This window comes from Streptomyces sp. SolWspMP-5a-2 (assembly GCF_900091845.1).
GTDB lineage: Bacteria > Actinomycetota > Actinomycetes > Streptomycetales > Streptomycetaceae > Streptomyces > Streptomyces doudnae.
Map to the genome: position 1 here is coordinate 1 of NZ_FMCI01000167.1, position 18,431 is coordinate 18,431.

The following is an 18,431-nucleotide window of genomic DNA, read 5'->3' on the forward strand; positions in this document are numbered from 1 at the left end:
AGGCCGCGGCACCGGCTCCGGCCGCCGCGCCCGCCAAGCCCGCCGCCGCCCGGCCGAAGGCCGTCCCGGCGACCGAGGCCACGGGCGGCCCGGAGTTCGTGACGCTGCGCGGCCCCGCCGCCGCCGTCGCGAAGAACATGAACGCCTCCCTCGAACTGCCCACGGCCACCTCCGTGCGCGCGGTCCCGGTGAAGCTGCTGTTCGACAACCGCATCGTCATCAACAACCACCTGAAGCGGGCCCGGGGCGGGAAGATCTCCTTCACCCACCTCATCGGCTACGCGATGGTGCAGGCCATCAAGGCCATGCCGTCGATGAACTGGCACTACGCGGAGAAGGACGGGAAGCCCACCCTCGTCAAGCCGGAGCACGTCACCTTCGGCCTCGCCATCGACCTGGTGAAGGCCAACGGCGACCGGCAGCTCGTGGTGGCCGGCATCAAGAAGGCCGAGACCCTGAACTTCTTCGAGTTCTGGCAGGCCTACGAGGACATCGTCCGGCGCGCCCGCGACGGCAAGCTGACGATGGACGACTTCACCGGCGTCACGGTCTCCCTGACCAACCCCGGCGGCCTCGGCACCGTCCACTCCGTGCCGCGCCTGATGCCCGGACAGTCGGTCATCATGGGCGTCGGCTCCATGGACTACCCCGCGGAGTTCCAGGGCACCAGCCAGGACACCCTGAACAAGCTCGGCATCTCGAAGGTCATGACGCTCACGTCGACCTACGACCACCGGGTCATCCAGGGCGCCGCCTCCGGCGAGTTCCTGCGCGTCGTCGCCAACCTGCTCCTGGGCGACCAGGGCTTCTTCGACGACATCTTCGAGGCGCTGCGCATCCCCTACGAGCCGGTGCGCTGGCTCAAGGACATCGACGCCTCGCACGACGACGACGTCACCAAGGCCGCGCGGGTCTTCGAGCTGATCCACTCCTACCGGGTCCGCGGCCACGTCATGGCCGACACCGACCCGCTGGAGTACCGCCAGCGCAAGCACCCCGACCTGGACATCACCGAGCACGGCCTCACCCTGTGGGACCTGGAGCGCGAGTTCGCCGTCGGCGGCTTCTCCGGCAAGTCCCTGATGAAGCTGCGCGACATCCTCGGCGTGCTGCGCGACTCGTACTGCCGCACCACCGGCGTCGAGTTCATGCACATCCAGGACCCCAAGCAGCGCAAGTGGATCCAGGACCGCATCGAGCGCCCGCACACCAAGCCGGAGCGCGAGGAGCAGCTGCGCATCCTGCGGCGGCTGAACGCGGCGGAGGCCTTCGAGACCTTCCTGCAGACCAAGTACGTCGGGCAGAAGCGGTTCTCCCTGGAGGGCGGCGAGTCCGTCATCCCGCTGCTCGACGCGGTGCTGGACTCGGCCGCCGAGTCCCGCCTGGACGAGGTCGTCATCGGCATGGCCCACCGCGGCCGGCTGAACGTCCTCGCCAACATCGTCGGCAAGTCGTACGCGCAGATCTTCCGCGAGTTCGAGGGCAACCTCGACCCGAAGTCGATGCACGGCTCCGGCGACGTCAAGTACCACCTGGGCGCCGAGGGCACCTTCACCGGTCTCGACGGCGAGCAGATCAAGGTCTCGCTGGCCGCCAACCCCTCCCACCTGGAGACGGTCGACCCGGTCATCGAGGGCATCGCCCGCGCCAAGCAGGACATCATCAACAAGGGCGGCACGGACTTCACCGTCCTGCCGGTGGCCCTGCACGGCGACGCGGCCTTCGCGGGCCAGGGCGTGGTGGCCGAGACGCTGAACATGTCGCAACTGCGCGGCTACCGCACCGGCGGCACGGTCCACATCGTCATCAACAACCAGGTCGGCTTCACCGCGGCCCCCGAGTCCTCGCGCTCCTCCATGTACGCGACGGACGTGGCCCGCATGATCGAGGCCCCGATCTTCCACGTGAACGGCGACGACCCCGAGGCCGTCGTGCGCGTCGCGCGGCTGGCGTTCGAGTTCCGCCAGGCGTTCAACAAGGACGTGGTGATCGACCTCATCTGCTACCGCCGCCGCGGTCACAACGAGTCCGACAACCCGGCCTTCACCCAGCCGCTGATGTACGACCTGATCGACAAGAAGCGCTCGGTGCGCAAGCTCTACACCGAGTCCCTGATCGGTCGCGGCGACATCACCCTGGAAGAGGCCGAGCAGGCGCTCCAGGACTACCAGGGGCAGTTGGAGAAGGTCTTCACCGAGGTCCGCGAGGCCGTCTCGCAGCCGGGCACCGGCCCGGTCTCCGACCCGCAGGCCGAGTTCCCGGTCGCCGTGAACACGGCGATCTCGGCGGAGGTCGTCAAGCGGATCGCCGAGTCGCAGGTCAACATCCCCGACACCTTCCACGTCCACCCGCGGCTGCTCCCGCAGCTGCAGCGCCGGGCGGCGATGGTCGAGGACGGCACCATCGACTGGGGCATGGGCGAGACCCTCGCCGTCGGCTCCCTCCTGCTGGAGGGCACCCCGGTCCGGCTCTCCGGCCAGGACTCGCAGCGCGGCACCTTCGGCCAGCGCCACGCGGTCCTCATCGACCGCGAGACGGGCGAGGAGCACACCCCGCTGCAGTACCTCGCCGAGGAGCAGTCCCGCTACAACGTCTACAACTCCCTGCTCTCCGAGTACGCGGTCATGGGCTTCGAGTACGGCTACTCGCTGGCCCGCCCGGACGCGCTCGTGATGTGGGAAGCCCAGTTCGGCGACTTCGTCAACGGCGCCCAGACCGTGGTCGACGAGTACATCTCGGCGGCCGAGCAGAAGTGGGGCCAGACCAGCGGCGTCACGCTGCTGCTGCCGCACGGCTACGAGGGCCAGGGCCCGGACCACTCCTCGGCCCGGGTCGAGCGGTTCCTCCAGCTCTGCGCGCAGAACAACATGACGGTCGCCATGCCGACCCTGCCGTCGAACTACTTCCACCTCCTGCGGTGGCAGGTGCACAACCCGCACCACAAGCCGCTGGTGGTCTTCACCCCGAAGTCGATGCTGCGCCTGAAGGCCGCCGCGTCGAAGACGGAGGAGTTCACGTCGGGTCAGTTCCGGCCCGTCATCGGCGACTCGACGGTCGACCCGGCCGCGGTCCGCAAGGTCGTCTTCGTCGCGGGCAAGCTGTACTACGACCTGGAGGCCGACCGCCAGAAGCGCGGGGTCACCGACACGGCGATCATCCGCATCGAGCGGCTGTACCCGCTGCCGGGCGCCGAGCTGCAGGCGGAGATCGCCAAGTACCCGAACGCCGAGAAGTACCTGTGGGCCCAGGAGGAGCCGGCCAACCAGGGTGCCTGGCCGTTCATCGCCCTGAACCTGATCGACCACCTGGACCTCGCCGTCGGCGCGGACGTCCCGCACGGCGAGCGGCTGCGGCGCATCTCCCGCCCGCACGGCTCGTCGCCCGCGGTCGGCTCGGCCAAGCGGCACCAGGCGGAGCAGGAGCAGCTGGTGCGCGAGGTCTTCGAGGCGTGACCCGCTGACCCCGGCCGTCCGGACGTCCGGCCCCGTCGCCCCCTGGGGGTGGCGGGGCCGGACGCGTTCCGGCGGGCGCGTCATAACCTGGGGGGCAGCAACCCCCGGCCCACGGCCCAGCCCCAGGAGAGCAATCCGTGTACTTCACCGACCGAGGCATCGAAGAACTGGAGAAGCGGCGCGGCGAGGAGGAGGTCACCTTCGAGTGGCTCGCCGAGCAGCTACGGACGTTCGTCGATCTCAACCCGGACTTCGAGGTACCGGTGGAACGCCTGGCGACCTGGCTGGCCCGGCTGGACGACGACGAGGACGCCGACGACTGACCGGCGGCCCGGCGGCGGACGGGTCGCCGGAGCAGGTGGACGAGGGGTGCCCACGGGCGCCCCTCGACGCGTGTACGGGCCTCCGCGGGCGTTCCGGGGCTTCCCGGGTGGCCGGTGCGGGCCGCGCCGCGCCCGTGGCCCCCGGGTGGCGTCCGCGGGGCTCAGTCGCGGGGCCGGGTCAGGTCGTGGACGAGGCCGAAGGCGCCGTGGGCCAGCAGCAGCGCCCCGGCCGCCGCCCAGCCCGCGCCGCGGCGGCGCAGCCCGCGGACGGTGAGCGGGAGGCCGACGGCGATCTGGGCGAGGGCCAGGGCGCGGGCCCGCGAGGTGCCCGACCGGGGCAGCCAGGGGCCGAGGGGGCTCGCGTCGACCGCGTCCAGCTCGGCGCGGACCGCCTCCCGCCAGCCGGGCCAGGCGACCGTGCGAGCGCCGGGGTGGGCGCGGGCCGCCTCGCGCAGACGGTCCTGCGGCTCGCCCGGGGCGAGTCCGGCGGGCAGCGCCACCTCCGCGCGGGCGAGCACCAGGAGCAGGCCGCGCAGCCGCGCGCGGGCGTCGAGGACCCGGGTCGGGTCGGGCGCGGTGAGCCGGTCGAGGGCCTGCACGTCCAGGACGGGGTCGAGGCCGAGGCGGGCGGCGAAGGTGCGCATGGCCTCGTCCTCGCCCGCCGGGGTGCCGTCGGCGAGCCAGACGTAGCCGACCGGGCGGCGGAAGCCGGAGGCGAGGGTGAACCCGGCCCGGTCGGCGTCCCACCACAGGGCCAGGGCGGGCCAGGGGGCGCCGACGGCGAGCGCGGTGGCCCAGCCGGTCAGGACGCGGTCGACGGGCTCGGAGCCGTCCTGCCAGGGCCTGCCCTCGGGCACGAGCACGCTCCACGGGCCGCCCGCGCCGGTGACCAGCATGGGTTCGCGCAGCAGATGAGCCGCGGGGGCGACCGAGGCGGGCTCCGCGCGGCACAGCAGCAGGGCGCCGGTGGCGGACCCGGTGCGGACAGTGTCCTTCGACATGATCACACGGTAGGACGACAAGCGGCTTTGCGGCATTTCGTGGGCATCCGGTCCCCGAACGAGCGCCTTGACAAACCCCGACCGCGATATATCGTGTTTAGAGTGAAGACGCGATATGGCGCGTCCGCACGGGGAGGTGCAGGATGTCCGAGTGGTCCGTCGCGGAGCCCGCGAAACTGACGTTCGACGAGCCGGTGAGAGAGCTCCAGGTGCGCGTCGTCAACGGAACGGTGAACGTGATGGGCACCGAGGAAGGTTCCGCGCGCTGCGAGATCACCGAGGTGGAGGGCCCGCCCCTCGTGGTGACCCAGCGGGACGGCGTCCTCACGGTGGCCTACGAGGACCTCACCTGGAAGGGGTTCCTCAGCTGGCTCGACCACCGCAGCAGGCGCCGCAGCGCGGTCGTCTCGCTCGCGGTGCCCGCCGCCACCCGGGTGGAGGTGGGGGTCGTCGGGGCGGCGGCCGTCGTCTCCGGGATCGACGGGCCGACGGAGGTGAAGGGCGTCTCCGGGGACACCACGCTGGTCGGCTGCACCGGAGCGGTCCGCGCCGACACCGTCTCGGGGAACCTGGAGGCCCAGTCGCTCAGCGGCGACCTGCGCTTCCACTCCGTCTCCGGGGACCTGACGGTCGTCGAGGGCGCGGGCCCCTCGGTGCGGGCCGAGTCGGTGAGCGGCTCGATGATCGTCGACCTGGACCCGGCGGGCCGCCCCACCGACATCGGTCTGACGAGCGTCTCGGGCGAGATCGCCATCCGGCTGCCGCATCCGGCGGACGCGCGCGTGGAGGCGAACACCGCGAGCGGTTCCGTGTCGAACGCCTTCGAGGACCTGCGGGTCGGCGGCCAGTGGGGCGCCAAGCGCATCACCGGGCGGCTGGGCACCGGCCAGGGCAGCCTGAAGGCCACCACCGTCTCCGGTTCGATCGCGCTGCTGCGCCGGCCACCGGCCGAGGAGGAGCCGTGGGAGCGGGAGCCGGGGGCACCGGTGGACGGGGCCCCTGAGGGCCCGGGGGACAATTCCCCTTCCGGCCCGGCCGACGGCGGGGGCGACGACCCGGACGAGCGCGCGAGCGACGCCCCGGACGGCGCCGCGCCCGACGGCCCGAGCGACGGCCCGACCGGTGGTCCGACCGACAAGAAGGTGCTCTGACATGTCCCCCGTCTTCGCCCACGGCCGCCTCCGCCTCTACCTGCTGAAGCTGCTCGACGAGGCACCGCGCCACGGCTACGAGGTGATCCGGCTCCTGGAGGAGCGGTTCCAGGGGCTGTACGCGCCGTCGGCGGGCACCGTCTACCCGCGGCTGGCCAAGCTGGAGGCGGAAGGTCTGGTCACCCACACCACCGAGGGCGGCCGCAAGGTGTACGCCATCACGGACGCGGGCCGCGCCGAACTCGCCGACCGCAGCGGTGAACTGGCCGACCTGGAGCTGGAGATCCGCGACTCGGTGGCGGAGCTGGCTGCGGAGATCCGGGCCGACGTCCGGGGCGCCGCCGGTGACCTGCGGCGCGAGATGCGGGCCGCGGCCTCCGAGGCCCGGCGCGGCCCCGGGGCGCGGGCGGGCAGGACCGCGGGCGACGGCGGCCCCGACGGCGGTGGGGACTTCGCCGACATCGGCGACAAGGAGTCCTGGCGCGCGGCCAAGGAGGAGATGCGGCGCGTCAAGCAGGAGTGGAAGGAACAGGCCCGCCGGGCCAAGGACGAGAGCCGCCGGGCCAGGGAGGACGCCCAGCGCGCCCGGCACCAGGCCAAGGAGGCCCAGGAGCGGGCCCGCGCGCAGGCCCAGGAGGAGGTCCAGCGCATCGCGCGCCGGGTCCAGGACCAGGTCCAGGACCACTTCACGCGGGGCGACTGGCCGACCGGGGTGCGCGAGGGGCTGACCGAACTGGCCAAGGAGTTCGGCGAGTTCGGTAAGGACTTCGGCAAGGAGTTCGGCAAGGACCTGGGGTTCGGCCGGTCGTCCCGCCCCGGCGCCGAGGAGGGGCCGGACACCCGCGGCGACTACAGCCACGGGGAGGACGTCCCGTTCGCGTACGAGCCGAGCTGGGCGCACGAGAGCCCGACCGGCGACACCGCCCGCGACCTCGACCGGCTCCTCGACCGCTTCCGTGACGACATCCGCGACGCCGCCCGCGACCACGGCGTCACGGACGACCAGCTCCGTGACGCCCGCCGCCATCTGTCGACGGCCGCCGCGCACATCGGGGCGCTGCTGCGGACCCCGAAGGGCTGACCGGCGGGTCGGCGCCCCGGCCGGGGCCGGGCGGGCGTCAGCTCGCCCGGGACTCCGCTCCCCCGTCGTGCAGGGCCTGCGTCACCGTCTCGTGGGTGACTCCGTGGTCGTGCAGGATCTCGGCCTCGCCGCCGGGGCGGGTGACGAGGGCGAGCAGCAGGTGCTCGTCCCCGATGTGCCGGTCGCCGCGGGCCCCTGCGGCGCGCAGGGCGCGCGCGAGGACGTCCTTGGCGTCCGGGGTGAAGGGGCGCCGTCCCCGGCCCGCCCGCCGGTCGCCGGACATCGCGCCGACCCCGTGCGCCTCCTCCACCCGGGCGACGATCTCGGTGACGTCGATGCCGAGTCCGGCGAGGGCGTCGGAGTCGGCGCGGGAGAGTCCGGCCCTGCGGCGGGTGTCGGCCAGGGCCCGGCGCACGGACTCCTTGCGCTCGGCGCCGACGCCGAGCGCGGCGAGGACGGCGCGGCAGCGGCCGCTCTCCCGGTCGAGGAGGGCGAGCAGCAGATGGCCGGGATCGACGCGCGGCGCCCGTGCCGCTTCGGCGTGTCCGACGGCGCCCTGCACCACCGCCCGCGCGTCCCCGGTGAACCGTTCGAACATCAATGCCTCCCGTACTTCTTGTGCACGGCCTGCCTGCTGACGCCGAGTTCGGCGGCGATCTCCTGCCACGACCAGCCCTGCCGGCGCGCGCTGCGCACCTGGACCGCCTCCAGTTGCTCCAGCAGACGGCGCAGTGCGGCGACGGCACGCAGGCCGACCCGCGGGTCACGGTCGCCCGCTCGCGCGGCGAGATCCGTTGCTTCGGTCATGCCGTCAACTTACGTTGACACAGACAGACCGTCAACCCTGGTTGACACGAAGGGGCGGCGGGGAGACAGCCCCGGTGCCGGAGAAGTGGCCCGGCACCGGAGGGGGGGCCGTACTCGGGAGGCGCACCCGGGGAGGCGTACCCGGGGAGGCGTACCCGGAGGGGGAAGGCGGCCGTGCCGGGAGGGTCAGGCGTTGGTGAGGACGATCTTGCCGAACTGCTCGCCGGACGCGAGGCGTTCGAAGCCCTCGCGGGCCCGGTCCATCGGCAGCACCTCGTCGATGACGGGCCTGACCCCCGTCGAGGCGCAGAACGCCAGCAGGTCGTCCAGCTCGTCCTTGGTGCCCATCGTGGAGCCGACGACCTTGAGTTCGAGGAAGAAGATCCGGGTCAGCTCGGCGTGCGAGGGCCGGTCGCCGCTGGTGGCGCCGGAGATGACGAGCGTGCCGCCGGGCTTCAGCGACTTCACCGAGTGCGACCAGGTCGCCGCGCCGACCGTCTCGATCACCGCGTCCACCCGCTGCGGCAGCCGCGCGCCGGGCTCCAGGGCCTCCACCGCGCCCAGCTCCACCGCCCGCGCCCGCCGGGCCTCGTCGCGGCTGGTGGCGAAGATCCGCAGGCCCGCCGCACGGCCGAGCACGATCGCGGCCGTGGCGACCCCGCCGCCCGCGCCCTGCACCAGCACCGAGTCGCCGGGGCGCACCCCCGCGTTGGTGAACAGCATCCGGTACGCGGTCAGCCAGGCCGTGGGCAGGCAGGCAGCCTCGGCGAAGGAGAGTTCCCTGGGCTTGGGGAGGATGTTCCAGGTCGGCACGGCGACCTGCTCGGCGAACGTGCCCTGGTGCCGCTCGGTGAGGATGGACCGGGGTTCGCGCGGGCCGACGCCGTGGCCGCTCTGTCCGATCACGGAGTGCAGGACGACCTCGTTGCCGTCCGCGTCGACCCCGGCGGCGTCGCAGCCGAGGATCATCGGCAGCCGCTCCTCGGGCAGGCCGACGCCGCGCAGCGACCAGAGGTCATGGTGGTTGAGGGAGGCGGCCCTGACATCGACGGTGCTCCAGCCGGGGCGGGCGCCGGGGGCCGGACGCTCCCCCAACTCCAGTCCGGAGAGCGGCTGGTCGTGGTCGATGCGAGCGGCGTAGACGGCGAACATGGCGTCGACGATAGGGCTCCGCCCGTGCCCCGGGGAACCGGACGCCCCTGTGACACTCGCCCTCTTGAATCCGGCGCGAGGGGCTGGTGGGGCCCGCGGGAGAGCGCGCCGCCCTGCCCCGGGGCGTCTCCCGCGGGCCCGGCAGCTCCCGCGCGGACCCGGCTCCGGCCCCCGGAACGCCGGAAGGCCCCGCCGGGGACGGCGGGGCCCGTGGTGCGGGAGGGGCGTCAGCGGCGGGCGACGCCCTCCGCGCGGGCCGCCGCGGCGACGGCCGCCGTCACCGCGGGGGCGACGCGCTCGTCGAACGGCGACGGGATGACGTAGTCGGCGGCGAGGTCGTCGCCGACCACCCCGGCGAGCGCCTCGGCCGCCGCGATCTTCATGCCCTCGGTGATCCGGGACGCCCGGACCTGGAGCGCGCCCGCGAAGATGCCGGGGAACGCGAGGACGTTGTTGATCTGGTTCGGGAAGTCCGAACGCCCGGTGGCGACGACCGCCGCGTACTTGTGGGCGACCTCGGGGTGCACCTCGGGGTTCGGGTTGGCCATGGCGAAGACGAACGCGCCCTCGGCCATGGAGGCGACCGCGGACTCCGCCACCGTCCCGCCGGAGACGCCGATGAAGACGTCGGCGCCCGCGAGGGCGTCCTCCAGCGTGCCGGTGAGCCCGGCCTTGTTGGTGAACCCGGCGACCTCGCGCTTGACCGGCGTCAGATCGGCGCGGTCGGCCGAGACGACACCCTTGCGGTCGGCGACCGCCACGTCCCCGATACCGGCCTCGACCAGCATCCTGGCGATGGCGACACCGGCCGCGCCCGCCCCGGAGATGACCGCGCGCAGATCGGCGAGGCCCTTGCCGGTCAGCCGCGCCGCGTTGCGCAGGGCGGCCAGCGTCACGACCGCGGTGCCGTGCTGGTCGTCGTGGAAGACCGGGATGTCGAGCCGCTCCTGGAGCCTGCGCTCGATCTCGAAGCACCGGGGCGCCGAGATGTCCTCCAGGTTGACGCCCCCGAAGGAGGGCGCGAGCCGCACCACGGTCTCGACGATCTCGTCGACGTCCGTGCAGGCGAGCGCGATCGGCACCGCGTCGACGCCGCCGAACTGCTTGAACAGGATCGCCTTGCCCTCCATCACCGGGAGGGACGCCTCGGGACCGATGTCCCCGAGGCCGAGCACGGCCGTGCCGTCCGTGACGACGGCGACGACCGATGACTTCCACGTGTAGTCGTGGACGAGTTCCGGCTGCTCGGCGATCGCGGTGCACACGCGCGCGACGCCAGGTGTGTACGCCAGGGACAGGTCGTCCTTGTCGCGGATCGGCACGGTGGCCTGCACAGCCATCTTGCCGCCGCGGTGCAGCGCGAACGCCGGATCGAAGGAGTCGAGGGGCTCGCCCCCGCCGTCCTGGTCCGCCGTGCTGTCGCTGCGAGGATTGACGATCTCCGCTGCCACTTGTCTGACCCCTTAGATGTTCATTCGATGGAGGGTTGCCACTCCTGGTGAGGGGTGGGCGGGACCGCGTGTGCCCGATTTTGTGAGGTACGCAAAGGACATACGCGACGGGCGCGCCGCACACGCGCCCGGAGCCCCGGATGAGGGGTGTAAAGAACCTTCTTACCGGACGGAGCGCTTCGCGGACGAGCCCATTCGGGGCAAGCTCCCATCGGGGGTCGGGGAGGTCACGTCTTGGTGACGAGAATGGTCACGAAATATGGCGACACCTGACCGGCCCCCGTGCTGACCTGGGGCCGAAACAGTGAGCAACGCCTCTGGTCCGGCGTCCGCATCCCGAGACGCGCGGGAGATCCTGCGGTCCGCGGCGGTGAATCCCGCAGATGGTCCGGCGGGGGTGCGCCGGTCCGGCGCGGTTCGGCCGAGACCCGTTATCCGATTTTGACATCGGAGGTCCCCTGAACGGCGTAGCCCGAATGGCAAGATGCCGTCATCGTTCAAGGTCGCGACACTCAACGGTGCGTGTACCCGTCGACCCGTCGGCAACTCCACCCATCCGCCGGAGGACCAGAAAATGACCGCATTCACCACCCGCCGTACGACCGCCCGCGCCAGGACCGCCGCGGTCGCGGCGATCGCGGTCGCCGGCGCCCTGATCCTCACCGGCTGCGGTGACCAGACCAAGGACGACGGCGCCAAGAGCTCGGACGGAGCGAGCGACAGCTCCGCCCCGCTGGCCGACAAGCTGCCCGCGGAGATCCGCAGCGCCGGGGTCGTCAAGGTCGGCTCGGACATCGCGTACGCGCCGGTCGAGTTCAAGGACGACTCCGGGAAGGTCGTCGGGCTCGACCCGGACCTGGCCGCCGCCATGGGCAAGCAGCTCGGCGTGAAGTTCGAGTTCGAGAACGGCACGTTCGACGCGCTGCTCACCGGTATACGTTCCAAGCGGTACGACATCGCGATGTCGGCGATGACGGACAACAAGAACCGCCAGGACGGCGTCGACCCGGACACCGGCAAGAAGGTCGGCGAGGGCGTCGACTTCGTCGACTACCTGACCGCGGGCGTCTCCATCTACACGCGCAAGGGCGACACCGAGTCGATCACGACCTGGTCCGACCTGTGCGGCAAGAAGCTCGGCGTGGAGCGCGGCACGGTCTCCGAGGACCTCGCCAAGGCCGAGGCGAAGAAGTGTCCGAGCGGCAAGAAGCTCACCATCGAGGCGTTCGACGACGACCAGCAGTCCCAGACCCGGCTGCGGGCGGGCGGCGTCGACGCGGCCTCCTCGGACTTCCCGGTCGCCGCGTACGCGGTGAAGACCTCCGGCGGCGGCAAGGACTTCGAGCTGGTCGGCGAGCAGGTCGAGGCCGCGCCGTACGGCATCGCCGTCAGCAAGGAGAACACCCAGCTGCGGGACGCGGTCCAGGCCGCGATGGACGCCCTGATCAAGAACGGCGAGTACAAGAAGATCCTCACGAAGTGGGGCGCCGAGGAAGGCGCCGTCACCAAGTCCGTCGTCAACGGCGGCAAGTGACCGCGCGCGCGGCCACCGAGAGGCATGACCCGTGACTGCTGACACCGAGAAGGCGGCGGCCCCCGAGACGCCCGCCGCAGGACCGCAGGCCATCAAGGCCGTGCCGGTCCGGCACTACGGGCGGTACCTCACCGCCGTCATCGCGATCGGCCTGCTGGCCTCGATCGTCTACGCGTTCGGCCAGGGCAAGATCAACTGGCACGCCGTACCCGACTACTTCTTCGACGACCGCATCCTGACCGGCGTCGGCAAGACCCTGCTGCTGACGGTCCTGTCGATGGTGATCGGCATCGTGGGCGGCATCGTCCTCGCCGTGATGCGGCTGTCGAAGAACCCGGTGACGTCGTCCATCGCCTGGTTCTACATCTGGTTCTTCCGCGGCACCCCGGTGCTGGTCCAGCTGTTCGTCTGGTTCAACCTGGGCCTGGTCTTCCAGTACATCAACCTCGGTCCGATCTACAAGGACTACTGGTCGAGCTTCATGACGCCGCTGCTGACGGCGCTGCTCGGCCTGGGTCTGAACGAGGCCGCCTACATGGCGGAGATCTGCCGGGCCGGTCTGCTCGCCGTGGACGAGGGCCAGACCGAGGCGTCGCACGCCCTGGGCATGAGCCACGCCAAGACGCTGCGCCGGATCGTCATCCCGCAGGCGATGCGCGTGATCGTGCCGCCGACGGGCAACGAGGTCATCAACATGCTGAAGACGACCTCCCTGGTGGCGGCCGTCCAGTTCCAGGAACTCTTCCGCTACGCGCAGGACATCGGCCAGAACTCCGGTGCCCCGGTGGAGATGTACTTCCTCGCCGCGGCCTGGTACCTGATCATGACGTCGATCCTGAGCGTGGGCCAGTACTACGTCGAGCGGTACTACGCGCGCGGCTCCAGCCGCCAGTTGCCGGCGACACCGTGGCAGAAGGTCCGAGCCCATCTGGGGTCCTTCTCCAGCAGGAAGGTCGCGGTATGACCGAGAAGCTCAGCGGCGCGCGGGCCGTCGCCCCGCGCGACCCGTCGGTGCCGATGGTGAAGTCGGAGGGCGTCCACAAGTCCTTCGGGCCCGTCGAGGTGCTCCAGGGCATCGACCTGGAGGTGAAGGCCGGTGAGGTGTTCTGCCTGATCGGCCCCTCCGGCTCCGGGAAGTCGACGTTCCTGCGCTGCATCAACCACCTGGAGAAGATCAACGCCGGACGGCTGTACGTCGACGGCGAGCTGGTCGGCTACCGCCAGAAGGGCGACAGGCTGTACGAGCTGAAGGACAGCGAGGTCGCGCTCAAGCGGCGCGACATCGGCATGGTCTTCCAGCGCTTCAACCTCTTCCCGCACCTGACCGCCGCCGAGAACGTCATGGAGGCGCCGGTCCAGGTCAAGGGCGTCAGCAAGGCGCAGGCGCGGGAGCGGGCGACGCAGCTCCTGGAGCGGGTGGGCCTCGCCGACAAGGCCGGGAACTACCCCTCGCAGCTCTCCGGCGGCCAGCAGCAGCGGGTGGCCATCGCGCGGGCGCTGGCGATGGACCCGAAGCTGATGCTGTTCGACGAGCCGACCTCGGCGCTCGACCCGGAGCTGGTCGGTGACGTCCTCGACGTCATGCGCGACCTCGCCGAGTCCGGCATGACCATGGTCGTCGTCACCCACGAGATGGGCTTCGCCCGCGAGGTGGGCGACAGCCTGGTCTTCATGGACGGCGGTGTGGTCGTCGAGTCGGGCCACCCGCGCGAGGTGCTGACCGACCCGCAGCACGAGCGGACGAAGGCGTTCCTGTCGAAGGTCCTCTGACCGGACCGCACGACGCGAGAGGGGTGGCACGGCGAGTCCGTGCCACCCCTCTCGCGCGCCGCGCCGGACGCCGCCGCGGGCGCTACTTGAGGGCCAGCAGCAGGGTGTCCGTCGGCGAGCACCAGACCGGACGGGCCTCGGCGAAGCCGTGCTCGCGCAGTACCCGCGCGTGCCAGCCGACCGAGGGGGTGTCGCCCTCGGCGTGCTCGCCGTAGATCTCGAAGCGGCGGGCGGTCGGCCCGGCGAGGACCGGGTCCTGGGCGGCGAGCGCCCACCACTGCGCCCAGTCGACGGCGCCCGCGGCCTTGGCCTGTTCCATGCGGACGTGGCGCTGGGCCCGCTCGGCGGCGTTGATCCGGGGCGTGGAGTCGTCGATCATGTGGTCCGCGTTCATGAAGACACCGCCGTCGCGGACGAGTCCCGCGATCTGACCGTAGAGGGCCGCGAGGGGTTCGCTGTGCAGCCAGTGCAGGGCCGTCGCGGTCAGGACGGCGTCGTAGGAGCCGTGCGGCAGCCGCGCCGTCCACTCCGGGTCCTTGAGGTCGGCGGCGACGAGGGTGACCCGGTCGTCGCCCGCGAAGGTGCCCCCGGCGATGGCGAGCAGCGCGGGATCGAGGTCGACGCCGGTGCTGGTGGCGCCGGGCAGCCGGTCCAGGAGCCGGGCGGTGATGGTCCCGGTGCCGCAGGCGAGGTCCAGGACGCGCGGGGTGGGTCCGGCGAGCGCCTCGACCATGTCGAGCATGATCCGGAAGCGCTCCTCGCGGTCCGGCATGTACCACTCCTGCTGGCGGTCCCAGCTCCGCTGCCAGGCGGCCCAGTCGGTGCCGTCGCTCGCCGTCGTCTCGGTGTTCGTGTCCGTCATCGGGCTCCTCCGTCAGGTGACGACGCGCGTTGCCGTAATACCCTGTAAGGACGATCAGCCATTACCTGACCGTCGGCACGACCCTAGAACACTGCCGTAAGGACTACAAGTGGAACTGGCCTATTACTCGGACTACGCGGTCCGGCTCGTCAACAGCGAGGAACCGGCCCGGGGCAAGGACTCCCTGACCTCGGTCGAGGCCGTACGGGACCTCTTCGGCGCGAACGGTTCGGCGGCCCGCCGCGCCACAGACGCCGACGTCACCCGGTTCCGTTCGGTGCGGGGCCGGCTGCGCGCGGTCTTCGAGGCGGCCGACGGCGGCGACGAGACCCTCGCGGTGGACCTGCTGAACTCCCTGCTCCTGGAGTTCCCGGTGAGCCCGCAGATCTCCGGGCACGACCACCGCGACGACGACGGCAGCCCGCTGTGGCACATGCACCTCGCCGACCACCCCTCGAACGCGACGGCGGGCTACGCCGCGATCGCCGCGATGGGCCTGGCCTTCCACCTGACCGAGTACGGCGTGGACCGGCTCGGCGTGTGCGAGGCGCCGCCGTGCCGCAACGCCTACCTGGACACCTCGACCAACCGCTCCCGGCGCTACTGCTCCGACCGGTGCGCGACCCGGGCCAACGTGGCCGCCTACCGGGCCCGCAAACGCCTGGAGGCCGACCGGTCGGAGAACACCGGCCTGGCCGCCGAGAAGGCCCAGCGGGCCACCGCGAGCGGCGAACGCTGACCGTCGGCGCGCGGCCGGTACCGCAGCCGCACCCGGCCCAGCACCAACTCCTCGGGGACGGTGCCGTAGTCGGTGCTGTCGCCCCCCGCGTACGGGTTGTCGCCCAGCACCCACCAGCCGCCCGCACGGCGCTCGGCCGCCCGCTTGACCACCAGCAGGTCCTGCTGGAAGGGGTGGCGCAGGACCACCACGTCACCGGCCCGGACGCGGGCGCCGTAGCGCACCACCAGCAGGTCCCCGTGGCGCAGCGTGGGCGTCATGGACGGCCCGTGCACCCGGGCGGCCCCGTAGGGCAGCAGGTGCCGCCCGCGCTCGCTCTCCTGCGACAGCCCCGTCATCAGCGGCACCTCCCCGGTCCGATCCTCCACCAGTCTCAGTCTGACCCCGGACTTTTGTCCTAAGCGCATGGGGGCACTCGCGAAATCGGCCGTCCCAGGGAGTAATGTCGCACCTGAGAAGACGATCACGAGGAAGGAATGCTCCATGCTTTCCCGCCTGTTTGCCCCCACGGTCAAGGTCAGCGCGCACTGCGACCTGCCCTGCGGTGTGTACGACCCGGCCCAGGCCCGCATCGAGGCGGAGTCGGTGAAGGCCGTGCAGGAGAAGATGGCCGCCAACGACGACCCGCACTTCCAGGCGCGGGCCACCGTCATCAAGGAGCAGCGCGCCGAGCTGGCGAAGCACCACGTCTCCGTGCTGTGGAGCGACTACTTCAAGCCGCCGCACTTCGAGAAGTACCCGGAGCTGCACCAGCTGGTCAACGAGACCCTGAAGGCCCTGTCGGCCGCCAAGGGCTCCACCGACCCGGCGACCGGCCAGAAGGCCCTGGACTACATCGCCCAGATCGACAAGATCTTCTGGGAGACGAAGAAGGCTTGATCTCTGGCGAGGCTGCCTGACCTGCGGTTTCGCGGGTCGCATCGCCTACCTGTCCGCACCCGGTCCGCAGGCCGCCGAGAACGGCGTCCATGACGGTCCGGGTGCGGTCTTCTTCGCCCGGCCACAGGTGGGCGTAGATCCGCAGTGTGACGACGGCGGACGCGTGGCCGAGGACCAGCTGGACCTGCTTGACGCTCGCTCCGCCGGCGATGAGCGCGGAGGCGTGGAAGTGCCGCGGGTCGTGGGTGACCATGTGCGGCGGCTCGACAGGCTTGCGGCCCTCGCGCCCGGCCGCCTTGTTCTCCTCCGCCTGGAGCGTCCTGCGGGCGCAGTTCCACTCCGTCTTCCAGCGGCGGTAGTTGAGGGGCTCGCCCTCCTCCATCGTGAACAGCCGCTCCTTGGAGGGGCGTGCCGCGAGGTGGATAAGAAGGGTTTCCGTGACGACCTCGCCGACCGGTACCGTATGGCGAGATTTGGCGGTCTTCGGCGGGCCGATCTTCGCGGTAGCGGGCTCGCCATTTGCCGTTGGGGTGCTTCTGAATGTTGGCCAAGTGGCCTCTTCTTTGTATCGGTTGCCAGTAGTGGCCGCCGTCCTCGATGTCGCCGCTGAGGGTGCGGGCGTCGCGGGTCTCGTCAGCAGCCCGAGGGGGACTGGGTAAGTTCCTCCGCAACAATCCGCCCGGACGGATGGACTACATCCGCATAGTCGGCGACGGCTACGACATCACCTACCCCTGAGGGATGTGAACCGTGTCCTCCCACCACAGCATCTTCATCCACCCCGGTCACCCTGTCGACGCCCTCGTCGGGGACGTGGCGCTGGCCTGTGGTGGGAGACTGCGGCCCACCGTGAACGGGCCCGCGGACTACATCCTGGGCCTGAGCGACGCAACGCTTGAACTGGAAACGGAACATGGGTACGGGGAAGACAAAGGTGTTCCCTTCGAGCGCTACGAAGTCGTCCTGACTGTGCGCAACTCCGACGGCGACATGGAGCGGGAGGAAGTCATCGCCCGACAGATCTTCCACGAACTCGCGGTTCTGCGGCGATACTGGCTGGTCCTCGTCTTCGACCTTCAGGCAGTCATCGACACGGCTGCTCCGCCCGGGCAGAGAACGTTCCCGCCTGCCGGAGACCGATAGGCGAATTCGGGGTGGGTGACAGTGCGCTGTCACCCACCCAGGGCCTCGGCAAAGTTGTTGATCAGGCTGTCAGGAGTGCCGGTGGTGCGGTGCGGGCGTTCGCGCTGGTGATCAGGTGGACGATCTCGACGGTCCGTCGGCCCTTCCTGGTGACGGTGCGTCGCAGTAGAGCGACCTGCACGGCTCCGCTGCGCGAGGGCGGCGACCAGGTGCGGAGCCGCGGAGCCGCGGCAGCTTGCGCCCCGGGCCGTCTTGCTGTCGACGGCGATCACCCTGCGGCCTGCGAGACGTACGGTCCAGGTCACCGCCCAAGCACCCAGCACCGCATCGAGACGGTCCGCGTCGAGGCGGGCGAACAGGCGCCGCAGCGTCGATTCAACGGCAGAAGGCCGGGTCGGCGGCCTGCAGGGATGATCCCCGCAGGTCGCCGACCCGGCCCTTTACTAGGAGACGAAAAAGGCCTGATCCCCGGATCTGGCTTTCTTCTGACCTGGGATCGTCGTCCAGGTCGCAGCGTCTCCGTCCTGGTGGGCTTCCTGCCCGCGGGGCGGGGGCACCGGGTTTCGCCCCCTGGGTAAAAGTCGCGCGGTGCGGGCCGAGGGCAAGCCCCTGCCGCCCGGGGCGCAACCCCTCCCCGGCGTGCGATGCTGGCGGGGTGAACCGTGAGGACCTGGTGCGGCTGCGGAAGGCGCGGGACCGGATGGACCGCGACTACGCGCTCCCCCTTGATGTCCCGGAGCTGGCCCGCACCGCCCTGATGTCGCCGGGCCACTTCCAGCGCAGCTTCCGCGCCGAGTACGGCGAGACCCCCTACGGCTACCTCATGACCCGCCGGGTCGAGCGGGCGAAGACGCTGCTGCGCCGGGGCGACCTCTCGGTGACCGAGGTCTGCATCGCCGTCGGCTGCACCTCGCTCGGCTCCTTCAGCTCCCGCTTCACCGAGCTGGTCGGCGAGACCCCGAGCGCCTACCGGGCCCGCCCGCACGAGAGCGGCGCCGTGATCCCGCCCTGCGTGGCCCGCCGCTTCACCCGCCCGAAACGACGCCCCCAGCTCCCCTAGGGCGTGTCTGTCCACGGGCGGCGCGA

At 71.5% G+C, this 18,431-nt stretch carries 18 protein-coding genes and 1 pseudogene; 11 read left to right on the forward strand and 8 right to left on the reverse strand.

What is annotated here, in order from left to right; all coding sequences use genetic code 11:
- On the forward strand, nucleotides 1–3,452 hold a 3,452-nt coding region (locus GA0115242_RS17150; RefSeq protein ID WP_093829341.1), incomplete at its 5' end, for a multifunctional oxoglutarate decarboxylase/oxoglutarate dehydrogenase thiamine pyrophosphate-binding subunit/dihydrolipoyllysine-residue succinyltransferase subunit.
- A 137-nt stretch (nucleotides 3,453–3,589) separates the two neighbouring features.
- Nucleotides 3,590–3,775 (forward strand): DUF6104 family protein, encoded by a 186-nt coding sequence (locus GA0115242_RS17155; protein ID WP_093829343.1) that lies wholly within the window; start codon nucleotides 3,590–3,592, stop codon nucleotides 3,773–3,775.
- A 161-nt stretch (nucleotides 3,776–3,936) separates the two neighbouring features.
- Here GA0115242_RS17155 and GA0115242_RS17160 read toward each other — a convergent pair whose 3' ends face one another.
- Complete coding sequence (locus GA0115242_RS17160; protein WP_093829413.1) at nucleotides 3,937–4,776, reverse strand: hypothetical protein; 840 nt, start codon at nucleotides 4,774–4,776, stop codon at nucleotides 3,937–3,939.
- Nucleotides 4,777–4,919: 143 nt separating this feature from the next.
- Here GA0115242_RS17160 and GA0115242_RS17165 point away from each other — a divergent pair, with 143 nt between their 5' ends.
- Together GA0115242_RS17165 and GA0115242_RS17170 are read left to right on the forward strand one after the other, a co-directional pair.
- The gene (locus GA0115242_RS17165) at nucleotides 4,920–5,927 is read left to right on the forward strand and encodes a DUF4097 family beta strand repeat-containing protein (RefSeq protein ID WP_093829345.1); all 1,008 of its coding nucleotides are present in this window, start codon (nucleotides 4,920–4,922) and stop codon (nucleotides 5,925–5,927) included.
- A gap of 1 nt (nucleotide 5,928) precedes the next feature.
- Entirely contained in the window at nucleotides 5,929–7,008 is a 1,080-nt protein-coding gene (locus tag GA0115242_RS17170) for a PadR family transcriptional regulator (RefSeq protein WP_093829347.1), read from the forward strand.
- Between the two features lie 37 nt (nucleotides 7,009–7,045).
- Here GA0115242_RS17170 and GA0115242_RS17175 read toward each other — a convergent pair whose 3' ends face one another.
- From GA0115242_RS17175 to GA0115242_RS17190, 4 genes are all read right to left on the reverse strand, one after another.
- On the reverse strand, nucleotides 7,046–7,606 hold the full coding sequence (locus GA0115242_RS17175) for a Clp protease N-terminal domain-containing protein (protein WP_093829349.1): 561 nt from the start codon (nucleotides 7,604–7,606) through the stop codon (nucleotides 7,046–7,048).
- Nucleotides 7,606–7,815 (reverse strand): helix-turn-helix domain-containing protein, encoded by a 210-nt coding sequence (locus GA0115242_RS17180; protein ID WP_093829351.1) that lies wholly within the window; start codon nucleotides 7,813–7,815, stop codon nucleotides 7,606–7,608. The genes GA0115242_RS17175 and GA0115242_RS17180 overlap by 1 nt, the downstream gene beginning before the upstream one ends.
- Nucleotides 7,816–8,001: 186 nt before the next feature.
- Nucleotides 8,002–8,967, reverse strand: a complete 966-nt coding sequence (locus tag GA0115242_RS17185; protein WP_093829353.1) for a zinc-binding dehydrogenase — start codon at nucleotides 8,965–8,967, stop codon at nucleotides 8,002–8,004.
- A 227-nt stretch (nucleotides 8,968–9,194) separates the two neighbouring features.
- Complete coding sequence (locus GA0115242_RS17190) at nucleotides 9,195–10,418, reverse strand: NAD(P)-dependent malic enzyme (protein WP_093829355.1); 1,224 nt, start codon at nucleotides 10,416–10,418, stop codon at nucleotides 9,195–9,197.
- Between the two features lie 574 nt (nucleotides 10,419–10,992).
- On the opposite strand from GA0115242_RS17190, the gene GA0115242_RS17200 reads away from it, so the two are divergent.
- From GA0115242_RS17200 to GA0115242_RS17210, 3 genes are read left to right on the forward strand one after another with little or no spacing between them, the layout of a single operon-like run.
- The gene (locus GA0115242_RS17200) at nucleotides 10,993–11,952 is read left to right on the forward strand and encodes an ABC transporter substrate-binding protein (RefSeq protein WP_093829357.1); all 960 of its coding nucleotides are present in this window, start codon (nucleotides 10,993–10,995) and stop codon (nucleotides 11,950–11,952) included.
- Between the two features lie 31 nt (nucleotides 11,953–11,983).
- On the forward strand, nucleotides 11,984–12,916 hold the full coding sequence (locus GA0115242_RS17205; protein WP_093829359.1) for an amino acid ABC transporter permease: 933 nt from the start codon (nucleotides 11,984–11,986) through the stop codon (nucleotides 12,914–12,916).
- Nucleotides 12,917–12,969: 53 nt separating this feature from the next.
- Nucleotides 12,970–13,722 (forward strand): amino acid ABC transporter ATP-binding protein, encoded by a 753-nt coding sequence (locus tag GA0115242_RS17210; protein WP_093829415.1) that lies wholly within the window; start codon nucleotides 12,970–12,972, stop codon nucleotides 13,720–13,722.
- Nucleotides 13,723–13,804: 82 nt separating this feature from the next.
- Here GA0115242_RS17210 and GA0115242_RS17215 read toward each other — a convergent pair whose 3' ends face one another.
- Complete coding sequence (locus GA0115242_RS17215) at nucleotides 13,805–14,584, reverse strand: class I SAM-dependent methyltransferase (protein WP_093829361.1); 780 nt, start codon at nucleotides 14,582–14,584, stop codon at nucleotides 13,805–13,807.
- A gap of 109 nt (nucleotides 14,585–14,693) precedes the next feature.
- On the opposite strand from GA0115242_RS17215, the gene GA0115242_RS17220 reads away from it, so the two are divergent.
- Entirely contained in the window at nucleotides 14,694–15,323 is a 630-nt protein-coding gene (locus GA0115242_RS17220) for a CGNR zinc finger domain-containing protein (protein WP_093829363.1), read from the forward strand.
- Here GA0115242_RS17220 and sodX read toward each other — a convergent pair.
- Nucleotides 15,227–15,661, reverse strand: a complete 435-nt coding sequence (sodX, locus tag GA0115242_RS17225) for a nickel-type superoxide dismutase maturation protease (RefSeq protein ID WP_093829417.1) — start codon at nucleotides 15,659–15,661, stop codon at nucleotides 15,227–15,229. The genes GA0115242_RS17220 and sodX overlap by 97 nt on opposite strands.
- A gap of 145 nt (nucleotides 15,662–15,806) precedes the next feature.
- On the opposite strand from sodX, the gene sodN reads away from it, so the two are divergent.
- Nucleotides 15,807–16,202, forward strand: coding sequence for a superoxide dismutase, Ni (gene sodN / locus GA0115242_RS17230; RefSeq protein ID WP_093829365.1), 396 nt, complete (start codon nucleotides 15,807–15,809; stop codon nucleotides 16,200–16,202).
- A 10-nt stretch (nucleotides 16,203–16,212) separates the two neighbouring features.
- Here the strand turns inward: sodN and GA0115242_RS17235 are convergent.
- Nucleotides 16,213–16,707, reverse strand: a pseudogene (locus tag GA0115242_RS17235) (tyrosine-type recombinase/integrase); the annotation flags it as partial.
- A 245-nt stretch (nucleotides 16,708–16,952) separates the two neighbouring features.
- On the opposite strand from GA0115242_RS17235, the gene GA0115242_RS17240 reads away from it, so the two are divergent.
- Together GA0115242_RS17240 and GA0115242_RS17250 are read left to right on the forward strand one after the other, a co-directional pair.
- Nucleotides 16,953–17,345 (forward strand): hypothetical protein, encoded by a 393-nt coding sequence (locus GA0115242_RS17240; RefSeq protein WP_093829367.1) that lies wholly within the window; start codon nucleotides 16,953–16,955, stop codon nucleotides 17,343–17,345.
- A gap of 655 nt (nucleotides 17,346–18,000) precedes the next feature.
- Complete coding sequence (locus tag GA0115242_RS17250; RefSeq protein WP_093829369.1) at nucleotides 18,001–18,405, forward strand: helix-turn-helix transcriptional regulator; 405 nt, start codon at nucleotides 18,001–18,003, stop codon at nucleotides 18,403–18,405.
- Nucleotides 18,406–18,431: the final 26 nt, after the last annotated feature.

Coding starts and splice junctions, on each gene's coding strand:
- GA0115242_RS17165 (WP_093829345.1), top strand. CDS start 4,920: ATGTCCGAGTGGTCCGTCGCGGAGCCCGCGAAACTGACGTTCGACGAG.
- GA0115242_RS17180 (WP_093829351.1), bottom strand. CDS start 7,815: ATGACCGAAGCAACGGATCTCGCCGCGCGAGCGGGCGACCGTGACCCG.
- GA0115242_RS17175 (WP_093829349.1), bottom strand. CDS start 7,606: ATGTTCGAACGGTTCACCGGGGACGCGCGGGCGGTGGTGCAGGGCGCC.
- GA0115242_RS17160 (WP_093829413.1), bottom strand. CDS start 4,776: ATGTCGAAGGACACTGTCCGCACCGGGTCCGCCACCGGCGCCCTGCTG.
- GA0115242_RS17215 (WP_093829361.1), bottom strand. CDS start 14,584: ATGACGGACACGAACACCGAGACGACGGCGAGCGACGGCACCGACTGG.
- GA0115242_RS17200 (WP_093829357.1), top strand. CDS start 10,993: ATGACCGCATTCACCACCCGCCGTACGACCGCCCGCGCCAGGACCGCC.
- sodN (WP_093829365.1), top strand. CDS start 15,807: ATGCTTTCCCGCCTGTTTGCCCCCACGGTCAAGGTCAGCGCGCACTGC.
- GA0115242_RS17210 (WP_093829415.1), top strand. CDS start 12,970: ATGGTGAAGTCGGAGGGCGTCCACAAGTCCTTCGGGCCCGTCGAGGTG.
- GA0115242_RS17170 (WP_093829347.1), top strand. CDS start 5,929: ATGTCCCCCGTCTTCGCCCACGGCCGCCTCCGCCTCTACCTGCTGAAG.
- GA0115242_RS17185 (WP_093829353.1), bottom strand. CDS start 8,967: ATGTTCGCCGTCTACGCCGCTCGCATCGACCACGACCAGCCGCTCTCC.
- sodX (WP_093829417.1), bottom strand. CDS start 15,661: ATGACGGGGCTGTCGCAGGAGAGCGAGCGCGGGCGGCACCTGCTGCCC.